The sequence below is a fragment of the Halopseudomonas phragmitis genome (assembly GCF_002056295.1).
GTDB lineage: Bacteria > Pseudomonadota > Gammaproteobacteria > Pseudomonadales > Pseudomonadaceae > Halopseudomonas > Halopseudomonas phragmitis.
In genome coordinates this window covers 1,740,133-1,757,143 of the sequence record NZ_CP020100.1, presented here as the reverse complement: position 1 = coordinate 1,757,143, position 17,011 = coordinate 1,740,133, and the positions used below count along the sequence as shown (strand labels likewise).

16 protein-coding genes are annotated in these 17,011 nt (G+C 59.2%); 1 reads left to right on the top strand and 15 read right to left on the bottom strand.

The window, feature by feature from the left end; all coding sequences use genetic code 11:
* Positions 1 to 7: 7 nt before the first annotated feature.
* The 9 genes from hisS to trmJ form a co-directional block, all read right to left on the bottom strand.
* The gene (gene hisS / locus BVH74_RS08080) at positions 8 to 1,285 is read right to left on the bottom strand and encodes a histidine--tRNA ligase (RefSeq protein ID WP_269434109.1); all 1,278 of its coding nucleotides are present in this window, start codon (positions 1,283 to 1,285) and stop codon (positions 8 to 10) included.
* 16 nt (positions 1,286 to 1,301) lie between these two features.
* Positions 1,302 to 2,414, bottom strand: coding sequence for a flavodoxin-dependent (E)-4-hydroxy-3-methylbut-2-enyl-diphosphate synthase (ispG, locus tag BVH74_RS08075; protein WP_080049562.1), 1,113 nt, complete (start codon positions 2,412 to 2,414; stop codon positions 1,302 to 1,304).
* Between the two features lie 10 nt (positions 2,415 to 2,424).
* Positions 2,425 to 3,336, bottom strand: coding sequence for a RodZ domain-containing protein (locus tag BVH74_RS08070; RefSeq protein ID WP_080049561.1), 912 nt, complete (start codon positions 3,334 to 3,336; stop codon positions 2,425 to 2,427).
* Complete coding sequence (gene pilW / locus BVH74_RS08065; protein ID WP_231705581.1) at positions 3,333 to 4,091, bottom strand: type IV pilus biogenesis/stability protein PilW; 759 nt, start codon at positions 4,089 to 4,091, stop codon at positions 3,333 to 3,335. Before pilW ends, BVH74_RS08070 begins: the two co-directional genes overlap by 4 nt.
* Before the next feature lie 23 nt (positions 4,092 to 4,114).
* Positions 4,115 to 5,266 carry a dual-specificity RNA methyltransferase RlmN gene (gene rlmN, locus BVH74_RS08060; protein ID WP_080049559.1) on the bottom strand — a complete coding sequence of 384 codons (1,152 nt, stop codon included), beginning with the start codon at positions 5,264 to 5,266 and terminating at the stop codon, positions 4,115 to 4,117.
* Positions 5,267 to 5,303: 37 nt separating this feature from the next.
* Positions 5,304 to 5,735: a nucleoside-diphosphate kinase gene (gene ndk / locus BVH74_RS08055; RefSeq protein WP_080049558.1), complete on the bottom strand. Its 432-nt coding sequence runs from the start codon at positions 5,733 to 5,735 to the stop codon at positions 5,304 to 5,306.
* A 181-nt stretch (positions 5,736 to 5,916) separates the two neighbouring features.
* Positions 5,917 to 7,071 (bottom strand): IscS subfamily cysteine desulfurase, encoded by a 1,155-nt coding sequence (locus tag BVH74_RS08050; RefSeq protein ID WP_080049557.1) that lies wholly within the window; start codon positions 7,069 to 7,071, stop codon positions 5,917 to 5,919.
* Positions 7,072 to 7,074: 3 nt separating this feature from the next.
* Positions 7,075 to 7,902, bottom strand: coding sequence for a serine O-acetyltransferase (gene cysE, locus BVH74_RS08045; RefSeq protein WP_080049556.1), 828 nt, complete (start codon positions 7,900 to 7,902; stop codon positions 7,075 to 7,077).
* A gap of 2 nt (positions 7,903 to 7,904) precedes the next feature.
* A complete protein-coding gene (trmJ, locus tag BVH74_RS08040; RefSeq protein WP_080049555.1) occupies positions 7,905 to 8,687 on the bottom strand; it encodes a tRNA (cytosine(32)/uridine(32)-2'-O)-methyltransferase TrmJ in 783 nt (260 codons plus the stop codon).
* Between the two features lie 125 nt (positions 8,688 to 8,812).
* On the opposite strand from trmJ, the gene suhB reads away from it, so the two are divergent.
* Positions 8,813 to 9,628 carry an inositol-1-monophosphatase gene (gene suhB, locus BVH74_RS08035; RefSeq protein ID WP_080049554.1) on the top strand — a complete coding sequence of 272 codons (816 nt, stop codon included), beginning with the start codon at positions 8,813 to 8,815 and terminating at the stop codon, positions 9,626 to 9,628.
* A 47-nt stretch (positions 9,629 to 9,675) separates the two neighbouring features.
* On the opposite strand, the gene BVH74_RS08030 is transcribed toward suhB, so the two are convergent.
* The 6 genes from BVH74_RS08030 to queA form a co-directional block, all read right to left on the bottom strand.
* Positions 9,676 to 11,298: a methyl-accepting chemotaxis protein gene (locus tag BVH74_RS08030; RefSeq protein ID WP_080049553.1), complete on the bottom strand. Its 1,623-nt coding sequence runs from the start codon at positions 11,296 to 11,298 to the stop codon at positions 9,676 to 9,678.
* A gap of 181 nt (positions 11,299 to 11,479) precedes the next feature.
* A complete protein-coding gene (gene secF / locus BVH74_RS08025; RefSeq protein WP_080049552.1) occupies positions 11,480 to 12,391 on the bottom strand; it encodes a protein translocase subunit SecF in 912 nt (303 codons plus the stop codon).
* A gap of 10 nt (positions 12,392 to 12,401) precedes the next feature.
* Positions 12,402 to 14,270 (bottom strand): protein translocase subunit SecD, encoded by a 1,869-nt coding sequence (gene secD / locus BVH74_RS08020; protein ID WP_080049551.1) that lies wholly within the window; start codon positions 14,268 to 14,270, stop codon positions 12,402 to 12,404.
* Positions 14,271 to 14,330: 60 nt separating this feature from the next.
* Entirely contained in the window at positions 14,331 to 14,660 is a 330-nt protein-coding gene (yajC, locus tag BVH74_RS08015) for a preprotein translocase subunit YajC (protein ID WP_080049550.1), read from the bottom strand.
* 59 nt (positions 14,661 to 14,719) lie between these two features.
* Positions 14,720 to 15,838, bottom strand: coding sequence for a tRNA guanosine(34) transglycosylase Tgt (gene tgt / locus BVH74_RS08010; RefSeq protein ID WP_080051665.1), 1,119 nt, complete (start codon positions 15,836 to 15,838; stop codon positions 14,720 to 14,722).
* Positions 15,839 to 15,843: 5 nt separating this feature from the next.
* Positions 15,844 to 16,893, bottom strand: coding sequence for a tRNA preQ1(34) S-adenosylmethionine ribosyltransferase-isomerase QueA (gene queA, locus BVH74_RS08005; protein ID WP_080049549.1), 1,050 nt, complete (start codon positions 16,891 to 16,893; stop codon positions 15,844 to 15,846).
* Between the last annotated feature and the right edge of the window lie 118 nt (positions 16,894 to 17,011).

The window sequence follows — 17,011 nt, the reverse complement described above, 5'->3', positions numbered from 1 at the left end:
GGCCCGTTTACAGTAATTCATCCAGCCGTGCCGGCAGTGCCTGCCAGTCCAGCAACTCCTGCTCGGCGTCGCTACGCAGCGGTTTAAGCCCGACCTGCTGGCTAGCCGCTTCATTCTCCCCCAGAATCAGCGCATAGAGCGCACCGGACTTGTCGGCTTTTTTGAACTGACTCTTAAAACTGCCGCCGCCACAATGCACCACCAGACGTAAATCAGGCAAGGCATCGCGCAACTGTTCAGCCAGGCCAAAACCGGCCTGTACCGCCTGATCACCCAAAGTGACCAGATAGACATCGACCTGACGAGCCAGTTCAGCCGGCACCTTACCAAGGGTTTCGATCAACAGCAGCAGCCGCTCAACCCCCATGGCAAAGCCTACCGCCGGAGCCGGTTTGCCGCCGAGCTGCTCGACCAGCCCGTCGTAACGGCCACCGGCACAGACCGTACCCTGGGCACCCAGCCGGTCGGTGGTCCATTCGAACACGGTCAGACCGTAGTAATCCAGCCCGCGCACCAACCTCGGGTTGACCACGTAGGGGACACCAGCCGCATCCAGCAGAGCCTTGAGCCCGGCAAAGTGTTCACGAGCCTGCTCGTTGAGGTAGTCGGCCAGTTTTGGCGCATCGGCCAGCAGAGCCTGGGTCGCAGCCACCTTGCTGTCGAGAATCCGCAGCGGATTGCTGTCCAGGCGGCGCTGGCTGTCTTCATCAAGCTGATCGAAGCGCTCGCGCAGATAGGTCACCAGATCGGCCCGGTAGCGCGCTCGGTCTTCGCTGGAGCCCAGACTGTTCAGCTCCAGGGTTACCGCCTCGCGCAGCCCCAGTTGCTGCCACAACCGCCAGCACAGAATGATCAGCTCGGCATCAACATCCGGACCGGTAAGGTTGAAAGTTTCCACCCCTATCTGGTGGAATTGGCGGTAACGGCCTTTCTGCGGGCGCTCATGGCGAAACATCGGCCCTGTGTACCAGACCTTGTGGCTGAGCCCACCGCCGAGCAGGCCGTGCTCGAGCATGGCCCGCACACAGCCTGCAGTCCCTTCGGGGCGCAGCGTCAGGGAGTCACCATTGCGATCAGCAAAGGTGTACATCTCCTTCTCAACGATATCGGTTACTTCACCAATCGAGCGCTTGAACAACTCGGTCGACTCGACGATCGGCAGGCGAATCTGCTGGTAGCCGTAGCCGCCCAGCAGCTTGGCCACAGAAGATTCCAGATACTGCCACAAGGCGCTGTCGGCCGGCAGGATGTCGTTCATGCCGCGCACGGCTTGCAGGGTTTTCAATGCTTGTTTCCTTCACTCAGCCACGGGCGATGGTATTGGCGTCCAGCGCCTGCTTTTCTGCGACCTTGTCGCGGATCATCTTTTCCAGGGTATCGACCAGATTGGCGTTGTCGACCTTGCCATCGGGACTGCCATCGCGATAAATCAGGTTGTTCGGGCTGCCGCCGGTCAGGCCGATATCGACCTCCTTGGCTTCGCCCGGACCGTTGACCACGCAGCCGATCACCGCCACATCGAGCGGCACCAGCACATCTTCCAGGCGCGACTCCAGCTCATTCATGGTCTTGACCACATCGAAGTTCTGCCGCGAACAACTCGGGCAGGCAATGAAGTTGATCCCACGCGAGCGCAGCCGCAACGACTTGAGAATATCGAAGCCGACACGGATCTCCTCGACCGGATCAGCGGCCAGGGAAATGCGAATGGTGTCACCAATACCCTCAGCCAACAGCATGCCAAGCCCAACCGATGATTTCACTGTACCACTGCGCAAACCACCGGCTTCAGTGATCCCCAAGTGCAGGGGCTGTTCAATCTGTCTGGCCAACAGCCGGTAGGCGCCAACCGCCATGAACACGTCTGAAGCCTTGACGCTGACCTTGAAGTCCTGAAAATCCAGCTTGTCGAGATGGTCGACATGCCGCAGCGCCGACTCAACCAAAGCCTCTGGCGTCGGCTCACCGTATTTTTTCTGCAGATCCTTTTCCAGCGAACCGGCGTTGACCCCAATGCGAATCGGAATACCATGGTGACGCGCAGCATCGACCACCGCCCGCACCCGGTCCTCACGACCGATATTGCCGGGGTTGATGCGTAGGCAGTCAACACCCAGCTCTGCCACCTTGAGGGCGATTTTGTAATCGAAATGGATATCGGCCACCAGAGGTACATTGACCTGCTGACGAATGCGGCCGAACGCTTCGGCGGCTTCCATGCTCGGCACCGAGACCCGCACAATATCAGCTCCCACAGCTTCCAGGCGCTGGATCTGGTCGACCGTTGCCGCCACATCGCAGGTTTCGGTATTGGTCATGCTCTGCACCGAAATTGGCGCATCACCACCGACCAGCACCGAACCGACGCGAATCTGCCGGGACACCCGGCGCTTGATGGGGGATTCGTGGTGCATAAGAAACCTCTTACTGGCCCAGCCGCAGGCGAGCCACGCCCGACTGACTGGTGGCCGACAAATCGACCGGCTGGCCCTGAAATTCGATCGACTCGACTGCATTGACCGCGCCGATCACCAGATCCAACGGCCCGCTGTGGGCCAGTTCCAATGACTGCCCGGCCTGCATCAGTGCACTGTGCAGTACTTGACCGCCGGGGGCGCTGACCTGCAACCAGCAACTATCGCGAAAACGCATCCGCAATCCATTCGCAGCGGCCACGGGTTCAACCTCTGCGGGAGCATTGATCGCAGGCTCCGCATCAGAGGCAGGCTCAGTTGCCAAAACCTCTGCATCAGCACTATTGGATGCAGCTTGCCCAGCCGCATCCCGCTCGAGCAGTTCAATGGCCGGACTACGTACCGGGCTAACAGCTTCCGGCAGAGTCATGGCATCGACCTGGACCTCTTCAATCAAACGCTCTGGCAATTCGCTGACCGGTGCCGGTGGCGCCAGATTGCGTTTCTCCTGCCACCACAGCAATGCCAACACCAATAGGACCAGCACAATCACGATACTGCTCCAGCGCATCAACTGCCGCGTCGCTCTGGGCGGATGCTGAACCCGACCGATGCCGCTGACCTGACGCTCGCGCGTCTTGATTCCACGGAAACGATCAAACTCCTGTACCAGGCGGGCTGGATCCAGCAACAACAAACGGGCATAGGCCCGCACATAACCACGAGAGAAGGTGTCACCTGGTAGTCGATCGAACTCACCTGCTTCGAGGTGTTCAACCATGCGTCGGGACAGCCGCAGCCCCTCAGCCACCTGGGCAATGCTCAGGTTCTGAGCTTCACGCTCGGCACGCAAAATCTCACCCGGGTTGACCGTAATGGCAGGTGCCTGGGGCTCTTCATCAGGGAGGTGCTCTACGCTCATCGCGTCTCCGAAGCCTGCAACGCCTGTGCCTCCGGACTGGCCGGATAGAAGCGACGTAATTGCAGGGCATAGCTGGCGGCCCGGCTGTGATCCTCGAACCGACGCGCCAGTTGAATACCGAGCCACAGGCTCGAAGCATCCTGACCGGACAACTGAACGAAGCGACGGTAGTGATCCCAGGCGGGCACATAATTTTGGTCTTCGAACTCCAGCCGTGACAATTCCAGCAACGCCATCGGCTGACGGCTGTTGAGGCGCAGCGAACGCTCGAAGTGTTGTTTGGCAGCCTCGCGGTTACCCTTACGCAGGTAGGCCAGCCCGAGGTTTTCGAATACTCGCGAACGCTCACCGTACAGACGGTTCTCGGCAGCCCGCTGCAGATACTGCAGCGACTCGTCATAGCGCTCACGCTCAAGCAAAAAAGCCCCGAAATTGTTCAACACTCGGGGATTGTCCGGCTCACTGGCCAGCGCTGCACGGAAATGCTTTTCTGCGCTGTCGTACTCGCCTTCCTGCTGGAACACCAGCGCCAGAGCGATATTGGCCGAGGATGAACGCGGATCGATCTTCAGAGCCTCACTGAGTGGAGCCTTGGCCCGCTCGGTCTCGCCTTCCTGCAGATAACCCAAGCCAAGCTGAATGTAGGCGTCAAGGGCGGCCTCGGAGTCCACAGCACGGCGTGGCTGGTCCATGGTGGTCATACAGCCACCCAGCGCCAACAGCATGACGGCTCCTGCGATCTTCAACGTCTTCATCAACATCCTTCCTCGTTGGTCGATTAACGGCTGGGATTGACTGGCCCAGGCTCAGCACTGGCATCCGAAGCCAGCTGTCGCACCGCGATGTAGCGCTCGCTACGTCGGGTCCGGTCCATCACCTGGCCAACCAGTTGCCCACAGGCGGCATCGATATCGTCACCACGGGTGGTCCGCACAGTCACGTTGAAACCAGCCTTGTGAAGCATGTCCTGGAAGCGCCGGATGGCATTGTTGCTCGGCCGTTCATAACCCGAATACGGAAAGGGGTTGAACGGGATCAGGTTGACCTTGCAGGGGATGTCGCGCAGCAAGGCGATCACCTGCTCGGCATGCTCAGGCTGATCGTTGACATCCTTGAGCAGGGTGTACTCGATGGTCAGCACCCGCTTCTCGCCCAGCCGCGAGATATAGCTCTGGCAGGCAGGCAACAGCACTTCCAGTGGATATTTCTTGTTCAGCGGCACCAGCTTGTCACGCAGCGCATTGTTCGGTGCATGCAGTGACAGCGCCAGAGAGACATCAATGTCTTCGGCCAGCTTGTTGATCATCGGCACAACACCGGAGGTCGACAGCGTGACCTTGCGCTTGGAAATGCCATAGCCCAGGTCATCCATCATCATGCGCATGGCATCGACGACGTTATCGTAGTTGAGCAGCGGCTCGCCCATGCCCATCATCACCACATTGGTGATGGCCCGATCAATCTTGGCCGGTACGGTACCGAACGACTTGTTGGCGATCCATACCTGGCCAATGATCTCGGCCACGGTCAGATCGCTATTGAATCCTTGCTTGCCAGTGGAGCAGAAGCTGCAATCCAGGGCGCAGCCAGCCTGCGACGACACACACAGGGTGCCACGGCCGTTCTGCGGGATATACACGGTCTCCACGCAGCTACCGGAGGCCACGCGCACAACCCACTTGCGCGTGCCATCCTTGGAGATGTCCTCGCTGACCACTTCCGGGCCGCGTATCTCGGCGCGGGCCTTGAGCTTTTCACGCAAGGCCTTGCCGAGATTGGTCATCTCGTCGAAATCATCAACACCGAAGTGATGGATCCACTTCATCACCTGGCCGGCGCGAAAGCGTTTCTCTCCGAGTTCCTCGAAGAAGGCCTCCAGTTTCGGCTGGGTCAGGCCCAGCAGATTAATTTTGCCGGTTGCATCGGTCATGGCGGTCACATCACTTGATCAGTGTCGAGGGCGATGCTCAGCGAGTACGCGGGCACAGCTCGGTTTCGGCGAAGAAGTACGCCACTTCACGGGCAGCCGAAGTGGTCGAGTCCGAGCCGTGTACGGCGTTGGCGTCGATCGACTCGGCGAAGTCGGCACGAATGGTACCGGCGGCGGCTTCTTTCGGGTTGGTGGCACCCATCAGCTCGCGGTTCTTCAGTACAGCACCTTCGCCTTCCAGCACCTGCACAACAACCGGACCGGAAGTCATGAAGCCAACCAGATCCTTGAAGAACGGACGCTCTTTATGCTCGGCGTAGAAGCCTTCAGCGTCGGACTGGGACAGCTGCACCATCTTGGCAGCCACGACACGCAGACCGGCCTGCTCGAAGCGGCTGACGATCTGACCGATCACGTTCTTGGCAACGGCATCGGGCTTGATAATGGACAGGGTGCGTTCAACAGCCATGGGAAACTCCAGACAGATTTTTGATCAAAGGGGGTTAAGTAAACTTGTTAACCTGCGGATTATACGCAGGTTGACTACAAAAGCGTAACCGCCGTCGAGCGGAGCCTCGAAGCGATTTGCATACAGGTATTTCCACCGCCAGCAGCACACAACAACAGGGCTGCCGGCTAGCGTGACGACCTCAACTGCCGGCACGCAAACGCGTGACCACCTCACACAGCATCTCTGCTGCGCGATCAACCTCCTGCTCGCTGGTAAAGCGCCCCAGTGACAGGCGTAGCGAGCTGTGCGCCAACTGGTCCGAAACCCCGATACCACGCAGCACGTAGGACGGCTCAACCGAAGCCGAGGTACAGGCCGAGCCAGTCGACAGAGCCAGATCCTTGAGCGCCAACAGCAGCAATTCGCCATCCACGCCAGCAAAACCCAGGTTTAGATTGTGCGGCACCCGGCGCTCAGCACTGCCGTTGAGGCTGACACCCTCCAGTCCGGCCAGCCCCGCCAGCAGCCGGTCATGCAAGGTACTGATACGCGTACACTCTTCGTCCATCAACTGGCCAGCCAGGGCAAAAGCCTCACCCATGCCGACCAACTGATGGGTTGGCAAAGTGCCCGAGCGCATCCCCCGCTCATGACCGCCACCATGAATTTGTGCTTCCAGCCGCAGCGGCAAGCCACGGCGGACAAACAAGGCACCAACGCCCTTGGGACCATAAGTTTTGTGGGCACTGAACGACATCAGGTCAACCGGCAGGCGCTTGAGATCGATCGGCAGCTTGCCGGTGGACTGCGCTGCATCGACATGGAACAGCACCCCTCGCTCATGGGCCACCGCCCCCAACGCTGCAATGTCGTTGATGGTGCCGATCTCGTTGTTGACGTGCATCAGCGAAACCAGAATGGTGTCATCACGCAGCGCCGCCGCCAATTGCTGCGGCTCGATGACGCCCTCGCTACCGGGGCTCAGATAGCTCACCTCGAAGCCTTCGCGCTCAAGCTGACGACAACTGTCGAGCACCGCCTTGTGCTCGATTGCCGAGGTCACGATATGCCGACCGCGCTCGACTAGCGCATGGGCCACGCCCTTGATCGCCAGGTTGTCCGACTCGGTAGCGCCAGAAGTCCAGACGATTTCGCGCGGATCAGCACCGACCAGATCGGCGACCTGTCGACGGGCCAACTCGACAGCTTCCTCGGCTCTCCAGCCATAGATATGCGAGCGTGAGGCCGGATTGGCGAAGTTGCCATCCAGAGTCAGGCAGGCCAGCATTTTCTCGGCCACCCTCGGATCTACCGGGGTAGTCGCAGCATAATCCAGATAAATCGGCATCATCATGACTCACCCCTGCCGTTCGGACGACGCAGCATCCTCGGCCAACGGCGGCACAGTCTCGGGTTGATCGTCCTTGAGCGGCTCAAAGTCATGGTCATCCAGGGTCGGCAGATCCTTGCCACAATAATCGCTACCCAAGTCGCTGAGCGCCTTGCACATCCCCTCCAGCCGGCCATCGACTGCATGCAGATGATCGAGCAGTTGACCAATTGCCTTGGCCACCGGGTCGGGCATGTCGCGACTGACTCCATAGGCATCGAAACCGATTTTCTCGGCCATGGCCTGGCGCCGGGCGCTTTGTTCATCAACCGGCTCGTCCGGCTCCTTGAGAATGATCCGCCCAGGAATCCCCACTGCTGTGGCACCAGCCGGCACAGCCTTGGTCACCACCGCATTGGAGCCAATCTTGGCGCCTTTTCCCACGGTAAAAGGCCCCAGCACCTTGGCCCCGGCACCCACCACCACACCATCTTCCAGCGTCGGATGACGCTTACCCTTGTTCCAACTGGTTCCGCCCAGGGTTACGCCCTGGTACAGGGTGACGTCATCACCGATCTCGGCCGTTTCGCCAATCACTACGCCCATGCCGTGGTCGATGAAAAAACGCCGCCCGAGCCGGGCGCCCGGATGAATCTCGACGCCGGTCAGCCAGCGGGCGAAATGCGACACCATGCGAGCCAACAACCGGGCATTACGGGTCCACAAGGCATGCGCAATCCGGTGCAGCCAGACCGCATGCAGCCCGGGATAGCAGGTCAGCACCTCAAAGGTGTTGCGTGCTGCCGGGTCGCGGTCAAATACACCAGCGATGTCTTCCTTCATGCGCTTGAACATGTTCAACGTCTCCGCTCACCGGCCGCAGGCGCGCCGATGGCTTTCTGGGTTTCGGTCAGGATACCGCGCAGGATGTTCATTTCCATCCGGTTGAGTTGCACCCGTCCATACAAGCGACGCAAACGCGGCATCAACTGCCTGGGTTTCTGAGGGTCGAGGAAGCCAATTTCAACCAGCACTTGCTCCAGATGAGCATAGAATTTTTCCAACTCTTCTGCGGTGGCCGGAATTTCGTTATGGATCGCCGTGGTCTCGATCTTGTGCATCTTGGTCGGCTGCCCCTGCTCACTCAGCCACAGCATACGCAGCTCATAGCTGAGCACCTGAACTGCGGCAGCCAGATTCAGCGAACTGAAAGCCGGGTCCGAAGGGATATGGACATGATACTGACAGCGCTGCAACTCTTCACTGGTCAGGCCCGAGTCCTCGCGCCCGAACACCAGAGCCACCGGTGCCTCCGGCGTCTCGCCCAACTGCTCAAGCACTCTGCCCGCTGACTCGCGCGGATCCAGCACCGGCCACGGAATCCGCCTGTCCCTGGCACTGGTGCCAAGCACCAAAACGCAATCGGCAATGGCCTCCTCCAGCGTCGCCACCACGCGCGCCTGCTCAAGCACGTCATCGGCGCCCGAGGCCCTGGCCCGTGCCTCCGGATCGGGAAAACGCACCGGATCAACCAACACCAGTTGACTCAAGCCCATGTTTTTCATGGCCCGGGCGGCGCCGCCAATGTTGCCGGGGTGACTAGTATTGACCAGCACAATGCGGACGTTGTCGAGCACGATGATCTCCAGGCAGGGAAGGAACTCTGCATCTTACAAAAGCACGCGGCAGATGACCATTCATGTACGCAGAGCTTTCTGCTACACTTACCGGCTTTCCCCGTTCCTTTACATTTCGAGATAGCCCTATGCAGCCGATGCTGAATATCGCTCTGCGCGCCGCGCGCAGCGCGGGAGAACTGATTTACCGCTCCATGGATCGCCTGGACGTTCTCACCGTTAGCGAAAAGGATGCTCGCGACTACGTGTCGGAAGTCGACCGTTCCGCCGAACAAACCATCATTCAACATCTGCGCAAGGCCTATCCCGATCACGGCATCCACGCCGAAGAGTCCGGCTTTCAGCCGGGCCGCGGCGACGGTGCCGACATTGTCTGGATCATCGATCCGCTCGACGGCACCACCAACTTCCTGCGCGGCGTACCGCATTTCGCCGTCAGCATTGCCTGTCGCATCAAGGGCCGTATCGAACATGCAGTGGTTCTCGACCCGGTTCGCCAGGAAGAGTTTACTGCCAGCCGCGGCCGTGGCGCAGCACTCAACGGCAAGCGTCTGCGCGTGAGCAGCCGCAAGACTCTGGACGGCGCCCTGCTCGGCACAGGCTTCCCATTCCGCGACAACCAAATTGATGCACTGGACAACTACCTGGGCATGTTCCGCAGCCTGGTTGGCCAGACCGCCGGCCTGCGCCGCTGTGGCGCCGCCAGCCTGGATCTGGCCTACGTCGCCGCCGGTCGCTATGACGCATTCTGGGAATTCGGCCTGGCCGAATGGGACATGGCCGCCGGCAGCCTGCTGATCCAGGAAGCTGGCGGACTGGTCAGCGACTTCACCGGCGGTCATCATTACCTGGACAAGGGCAATGTCGTCGCCGGCAACCCCAAGTGCTTCAAGGCCGTCCTGACAGCCATCCAGCCGCACCTGACCCCGGCGATGAAGCGCTGAACCCTCCTCCCCCCACAACCAATCAGTTGCGGGGGGATTTTTACACTTCAGAGCCGGAAACGGCCAATCAGATCATTCAGTTCCACAGCTAGCCGGGAAAGCTCACGGCTCGAACTGCTGGTCTGCTCAGCACCGGCAGCAGATTGCGTTGAAAGATCACGAATATTAACCAGGTTCCGGTCAACCTCTCGAGCTACCTGCGCCTGCTCTTCCGCCGCACTGGCAATCACCAGATTACGCTCATTGATTTGCACAATCGCTTCGCTAATGTGCTGCAGAGCCTCACCGGCAGCACCTGCCATTTCTTGGGTCTTGCCCGACATGGTCCGACTGATCCGCATCGCTTCTACCGCTCGCTCAGTAACCTGCTGGATTTGACTAATCATGTTTTCGATTTCGCTGGTTGATGCCTGAGTGCGGTGCGCCAAGGCACGCACCTCATCGGCCACCACAGCAAAACCGCGGCCAGCCTCGCCAGCCCTCGCAGCTTCGATAGCCGCATTCAGCGCTAGCAGATTGGTCTGTTCCGCGATGGCGCCAATTACATCCAGCACCTTGATGATGTCCTGTACCCGGTCGGCCAGGACCTGAACTTCTTCTGCCGAGCTATTGATATTACTGCTCAACTGATCAATGCCTTGCAGCGTTTGGCTGACTTGCTGGCGCCCTTGCTCTGTGATTTGGGTGGCTTTTTTCGACTCATCCGAAGTCGAGTTCGCATTGCTAGCCACCTCTTCCACTGCAACGGTCATTTCATTTACGGCCGTCGCCGCCTGCTGCACCTCGTCATTCTGTCGCTGCAAGCCACGGGTTGCATCCTCGGTAACCGCATTCAATTCCTCTGCTGCCGAAGCCAGTTGAGTGGAAGAGTTAGCGATGCCCGCAATGGTCTCGCGCAACTGGTGCTGCATGGACGCAATTGAACGCAGCAACTGAGCAGCCTCATCCTTCCCAATGAACTCAATGCGCCGGGTAAGATCACCTTGCGCAATTACCTCACTGGCAGACACCGCGTAGCGTATTGGCCTCAGAATTCCCTGTGATAGCACCCATGCCAGGAAAGCCGTGAAAAACGCTGCCAATAACACCGCAGCAATGATCACATTCCGAGCGCGACTGTAAACCTGATCCGCATGAACTGCCGCCTCATCGGCCACTTGAGAATTCAACACAACAATGTCCAGTAATATTTGTGACACCCTGTGTGCAAGCGGATCAAGAACATTATCCAGCTCGACCAACGCAGCAGGACGACGATCAGCCAGAAGCATATCGATCAAACCTTGCTGCGCCTGCATGTAACGATTGAGTTCAGCCTGAAAGCTTTCAAACAACTGACGCTCCTCAGCACCTGCCGGCAAGGCAGCAAAATTTCGCCCGGCATGCTGCACGTCATCTCGTGCCTGCTGGATCCGGCGCGCATAATCTCTTATTTGTTGATCAGTCTCAGCCAGAATACTGCGCAATGTAAAATACCGTACCTGCATGAAGCTATGATTCATTTGCCCAATCAACTGGGTACCCGGCAAGAGGTCAGCCTCCAGAATCTCTGCATCTCGGCGCAGCTCAGACAAACTTTTAAAGGCCAAAAACCCAAGCCCCAGCACAATAAGCCCCATCAGCACAAAACTGCCTCCCAGTCGCAACGCAATGGAGTAATTTCTGAACATGGCCTACCTCACTTATCAAAGGTGATTCGTACACTATGTTCTAGCCCTATCGGCCAGCACCCTCCCAGCTTGAACCGCTTATCTGAATAACCATCAATTTAGATACTTAGGCGTTCATATCAGACGCCCAAAGCAAAAAAGCAGCCTCTCGGCTGCTTTTTTGCTTTTACCCAAGGCCTGTTCAGGGCCGGTCGTCCACCGCTTCCTCGACCTGTGGAGGAATCAGATCCTCGCGAGTCAGCTTCATCGTTACCAACAGGCCGTTGGCAACGAAGATCGATGAGTAGGTACCGACACACACACCGATCAACAGCGCCGTAGCGAAGCCATGGATGTTCTCGCCACCGAAGAAGAACAGCGCCAGCAGCACCAGAATGGTCGAGAACGAGGTCGCCAGAGTCCGGGCCAGGGTCTGAGTAGTGGAGACGTTGATCACCTCGATCAGATCGGCCTTGCGCATTACCCGCAGGTTTTCCCGTACCCGGTCAAATACCACGATGGTGTCGTTCAGCGAGTAACCAATCACCGCCAGCAATGCCGCCAGCACGGTCAGGTCAAACGACAGGCCGAACAAGGCGAAAAAGCCCAGGGTGAAGATCACATCATGGAACAGCGCGGCAATCGCCCCTACTGCGAACTTCATCTGGAAGCGCAGCGACACGTAGAGCAGAATCCCGCCCATGGCCAACAACATCCCCAGACCACCCTGATCGCGCAGTTCCTCACCCACCTGCGGCCCGATGAACTCGACCCGTTTGACAGTGACCTCGCCAGCGTCTTCGCGCTGGATCATCCGGGCGATCTCACTACCCAGATTCGGATCCTCACTGGCCAGACGTATGATCACATCGGTACTGGCGCCGAAGTTCTGTACTACCGCATCTTCCCAGCCTGCTGCGCGCAGAGTCTGGCGGATAGACTCAAGGTCCGCCGGCTCGTCATAGTTCAGCTCGATCAGCGCACCACCAGTGAAGTCCAACCCCAGATTGAGGTTCTTCACCACCAGGCTGCCGATCGAAACCAGCATGAGTACGGCAGCGACTACGAAGAAGAACTTGCGCAGCGCCATGAAATTGATGGTTTTGATATTCATGATGCGCTCCTCACAGCCACAGCTTCTTCACGTCGCGACCGCCGACGCTGAGATTGACCATGGCCCGGGTAACCAGAATGGCACTGAACATCGAAGTCAGAATGCCCAACGACAGCGTTACGGCAAAACCCTTGACCGGCCCCGAGCCCATGGCGAACAGGATCACCCCCACCAGCAGGGTGGTCAGGTTACCGTCGACGATCGCCGAGAAGGCCTTGTCATAGCCTTCGTGCACAGCCCGCTGAATGCTGTTGCCGGCGCGAATTTCCTCACGGATACGCGAGAAGATCAGCACGTTGGCGTCGACCGCCATCCCCAGGGTCAAGACGATACCGGCGATACCGGGCAGAGTCAGCGTGGCGCCCAGCACCGACATCAGTGCCAGCAGCAGCACCAGGTTGAAACTCAGAGCGATGCTGGCAAAGACGCCAAAGGCACGGTAGACGACGATCATGAAGATCAGCACCAGCGCAAAGCCGACCTGGGTAGCAGTTACCCCCTTGGCAATGTTCTCGGCCCCCAGGCTCGGACCAATGGTCCGCTCTTCGACAAAGTACATCGGTGCCGCCAGGCCACCAGCGCGCAGCAGCAACGCCAGTTCCGAGGCTTCGGCCGGCGAGTTCAAGCCGGTGATCCGGAACTGGTTGCCCAGCGTGCTCTGAATGGTGGCCAGACTGATGATGCTCTTGTCCTCGACGAACGCCGGGACTTCAACGGTCTGCATCACCCCGTCAACTTCCTGCTGTACGGTTCGGGTAATCTGGCGCTGCTCGATGAACAGCACCGCCATGCCACGACCGACATTGGTCCGGGTGGCGCGGGTCATCAGCTCCCCGCCGTGCCCATCAAGACGGATATTGACCTGCGGGCGGCCATTCTCATCGAAATTGGACTGGGCGTCAGTTACCTGATCACCGGTCAGGATAATGCTGCGCTCAACGTCTGCCGGCGGGCGGCTGCCGTCGCGGAATTCGAAGGTTTCGATGGTCGCCCGGGCAGCATCCGGTTCGGCGGCCAGGCGGAACTCGAGGTTGGCGGTCTTGCCGAGAATCCGCTTGGCCTCGGCAGTATCTTGCACCCCAGGCAGCTCAACCACGATGCGGTTGGCACCCTGACGCTGCACCAGCGGCTCGGCCACGCCCAGCTCATTAACCCGGTTACGCACGGTGGTCAGGTTCTGACGCACCGAATACTCACGAATCTCGGTCATCTCGGCGTCAGTCAGGGTCAGACGCAATACCTGAAGATCTTCACGGGTACCGGTGGAGAGCTGGAATTGGCTGTACTGACGATTGATCAGGCGCTGGGCAGCGCTAAGCTGGTCGGCTTCGGTAAAACCGAACTGCAGGGTATTGCCCTGATTCGGCAGGCTGCGGTAGCGAATGCGCTCATTACGCAGCAGGCTGCGCAGCTCGCTTTCGTAGACATTGACCCGATTCTCGACCGCTTTGTCCATATCCACTTCCAACAGGAAGTGCACCCCACCGGACAGGTCCAGACCCAGCTTCATCGGCCCGGCCCCGATATTCATCAACCAGTCAGGCGTAGTGGGTGCCAGGTTCTGGGCCACCACGAACTGATCTCCCAGAGCACGGCGCACCACATCCTGGGCCGGCAGCTGATCGCCACGATTGACCAAGCGGACCAGGCCGGAGCGGCTCTGCTGCCCTAACTCGGTACCCTTGGTTTCAATACCGGCATCACGCAAAGCCTGATCTATACGATTCAGATCACGCTGTTCGATGGTCTGGGTGGAGCTGGCGCCGGAGATCTGGATCGCCGGATCATCCGGGTACAGATTGGGTGTGGCGTAAACCAGGCCGAGCGCCAGCACGGCCACGATTAACAGGTATTTCCACAGCGGGTAACGATTGAGCATATCAGGGGCCTGATAACGATCAGGGCGCCATGCGGCGCCCGGATTGGGAGTCAGAGAAGATCAGATGGCTTTCAGAGTGCCCTTGGGCAGCGCGGCAACCACAGCGCCTTTCTGGAATTTGAGCTCCTGGCCATCACCTACTTCCAGCACTACGAACTCGTCGGTCACTTTCTTGACCTTGCCGAGGATGCCGCCACCGGTAACTACTTCATCACCGACGTTCAGGCTGCCGATCAGGTTCTTGTGTTCCTTGGCCCGTTTGGCCTGCGGACGCCAGATCATCAGATAAAAGATGACCAGAAAACCAATCAGAAAAATCCACTCGAAACCACCACCGGCCGGCGCACCGCCTGCGGACTGGGCCATGGCATTGGGGATGAAAAAGCTCATGTGATACTCCTGTTATATAAAACGGCAAGCAAGGGTTAATGGGGCTTCCTGGGCACTATTCAAGCCTCCAGGGGAGGTACCGGCAGGCCGAGTCGAGCGTAGAAGTCATCCACAAAGTCGCTCAATGTACCCTGTTGGATGGCACTGCGCAAACCGGCCATAAGCCGTTGATAATGTCGCAAATTGTGAATGGTGTTGAGCATGCTGCCGAGCATCTCGCCACACTTGTCCAGATGATGCAGATAAGCCCGGGAAAAATGCTGACAGGTATAGCAATCACAGCCCGGATCCAGCGGCGAGTCGTCATGACGGTGCACGGCATTGCGAATCTTGATCACGCCGGTATCGGTGAACAAGTGGCCGTTGCGCGCATTACGAGTCGGCATCACGCAGTCGAACATGTCTACCCCGCGGCGCACACCTTCAACCAGATCCTCCGGCTTGCCCACGCCCATCAGGTAGCGCGGTTTGTCGGCCGGCAGTTGCGGCGGCAGAAAATCCAGCACCTTGATCATCTCTTCCTTGGGCTCGCCGACCGACAGACCGCCAATGGCCAGGCCGTCGAAGCCAATCTGCTCCAGCCCCTCCAGCGAACGCAGCCGCAAATCTTCGTGCATCCCGCCCTGAACGATACCGAACAGCGCCGAGGGATTACCTTCATGGGCATTTTTCGAGCGCTGGGCCCAGCGCAGCGACAGTTCCATCGAGCGACGGGCGGTGTCGTGATCAGCCGGATAGGGTGTGCACTCGTCAAAGATCATCACGATGTCCGACCCCAGCTCGCGCTGAACCTGCATCGACTCTTCCGGGCCCATGAACACTTTGGCACCATTGACCGGCGAGGAAAAGTACACCCCCTCCTCCTTGATCTTGCGCATGGCTCCCAGGCTGAACACCTGAAAGCCGCCAGAATCGGTCAGGATCGGGCCCTGCCACTGCATGAAGTCATGCAGATCACCATGCTTGCGAATGACCTCAGTGCCCGGGCGCAGCCACAGGTGAAAGGTATTGCCCAAAATGATCTGGGCACCGATCGCCTCGATGTCCCGGGGCAACATGCCCTTGACCGTGCCATAGGTGCCGACTGGCATGAACGCCGGAGTCTCGACCACTCCACGGGGAAAAGTCAGGCGTCCGCGCCGGGCCCTGCCGTCGGTCGCCAACAGTTCAAATTGCATGTGACTCATGAAACATCCTCGGGGCCAAGCGGCGCCGGATTGCGGGTAATGAACATCGCATCCCCGTAACTGAAGAAACGGTACTCCTGCGCCACGGCCGCCTGATAGGCCGCCATGGTCTGCGGATAACCGGCAAAGGCTGACACCAGCATCAGCAGGGTCGATTCCGGCAGGTGGAAGTTGGTCACCAAGGCATCAACCACATGGAACGGCTTGCCGGGGTATAGGAAAATGTCGGTGTCACCACTGAACGGCTTGAGCTGCCCACTCTGCGCGGCGGTTTCCAGTGAACGCACGCTGGTGGTGCCTACCGCAACCACCCTGCCACCACGAGCCTTGCAGGCCTCGACTGCGGCAACCACCGCGTCGGATACCTCCAGCCACTCGCTGTGCATATGGTGATCTTCAATGCGCTCGACCCTTACCGGCTGGAAAGTCCCGGCACCCACGTGCAGGGTCACCTGAGCACTTTCCACCCCTTTGGCTGCAATCGCCGCCAGCAGCTCGCGATCAAAATGCAGCCCGGCAGTTGGCGCCGCCACCGCACCGGCCTTCTCGGCATAGACGGTCTGGTAGCGCTCACGGTCAGCCGTTTCATCCGGGCGGTCGATATAGGGCGGCAACGGCATGTGCCCGACCCGCTCCAGCAATGGCAACACGTCCTCATCGAACGCCAGCTCGAACAGCGCTTCATGGCGCGCCTGCATCAAGGCCTGGGCCCCACCCTCGATCAAAATGCGACTGCCCGGCTTGGGCGATTTGCTTGAGCGCACATGGGCCAGCACCCGACGGCTGTCGAGCAGCCGCTCAACCAGAATCTCCAACTGACCGCCGGTCTCCTTGTGGCCGAACAGCCGCGCCGGAATCACTCGAGTGTTATTGAACACCAGCAGATCACCTGGTTGCAGCAGATCCAGCAGATCGACAAACCGGCGATGCGCCAACTCCCCACTGGGGCCGTCCAGACACAGCAAACGGCTGGCCCGCCGCTCGGGCAGCGGGTGCCGGGCGATCAGTTGATCGGGCAAATCGAAATGAAAGTCACTGACACGCATGCAGGCGATAGATCCGGGCGGTTGCAAAGGGTGGCATATGGTAGCGGAAAAGCACGCATGCAGCCACGAACAGGATTGACCTACCCGCCGCCAGCTACGTATACTCCGCGCCAGCTTG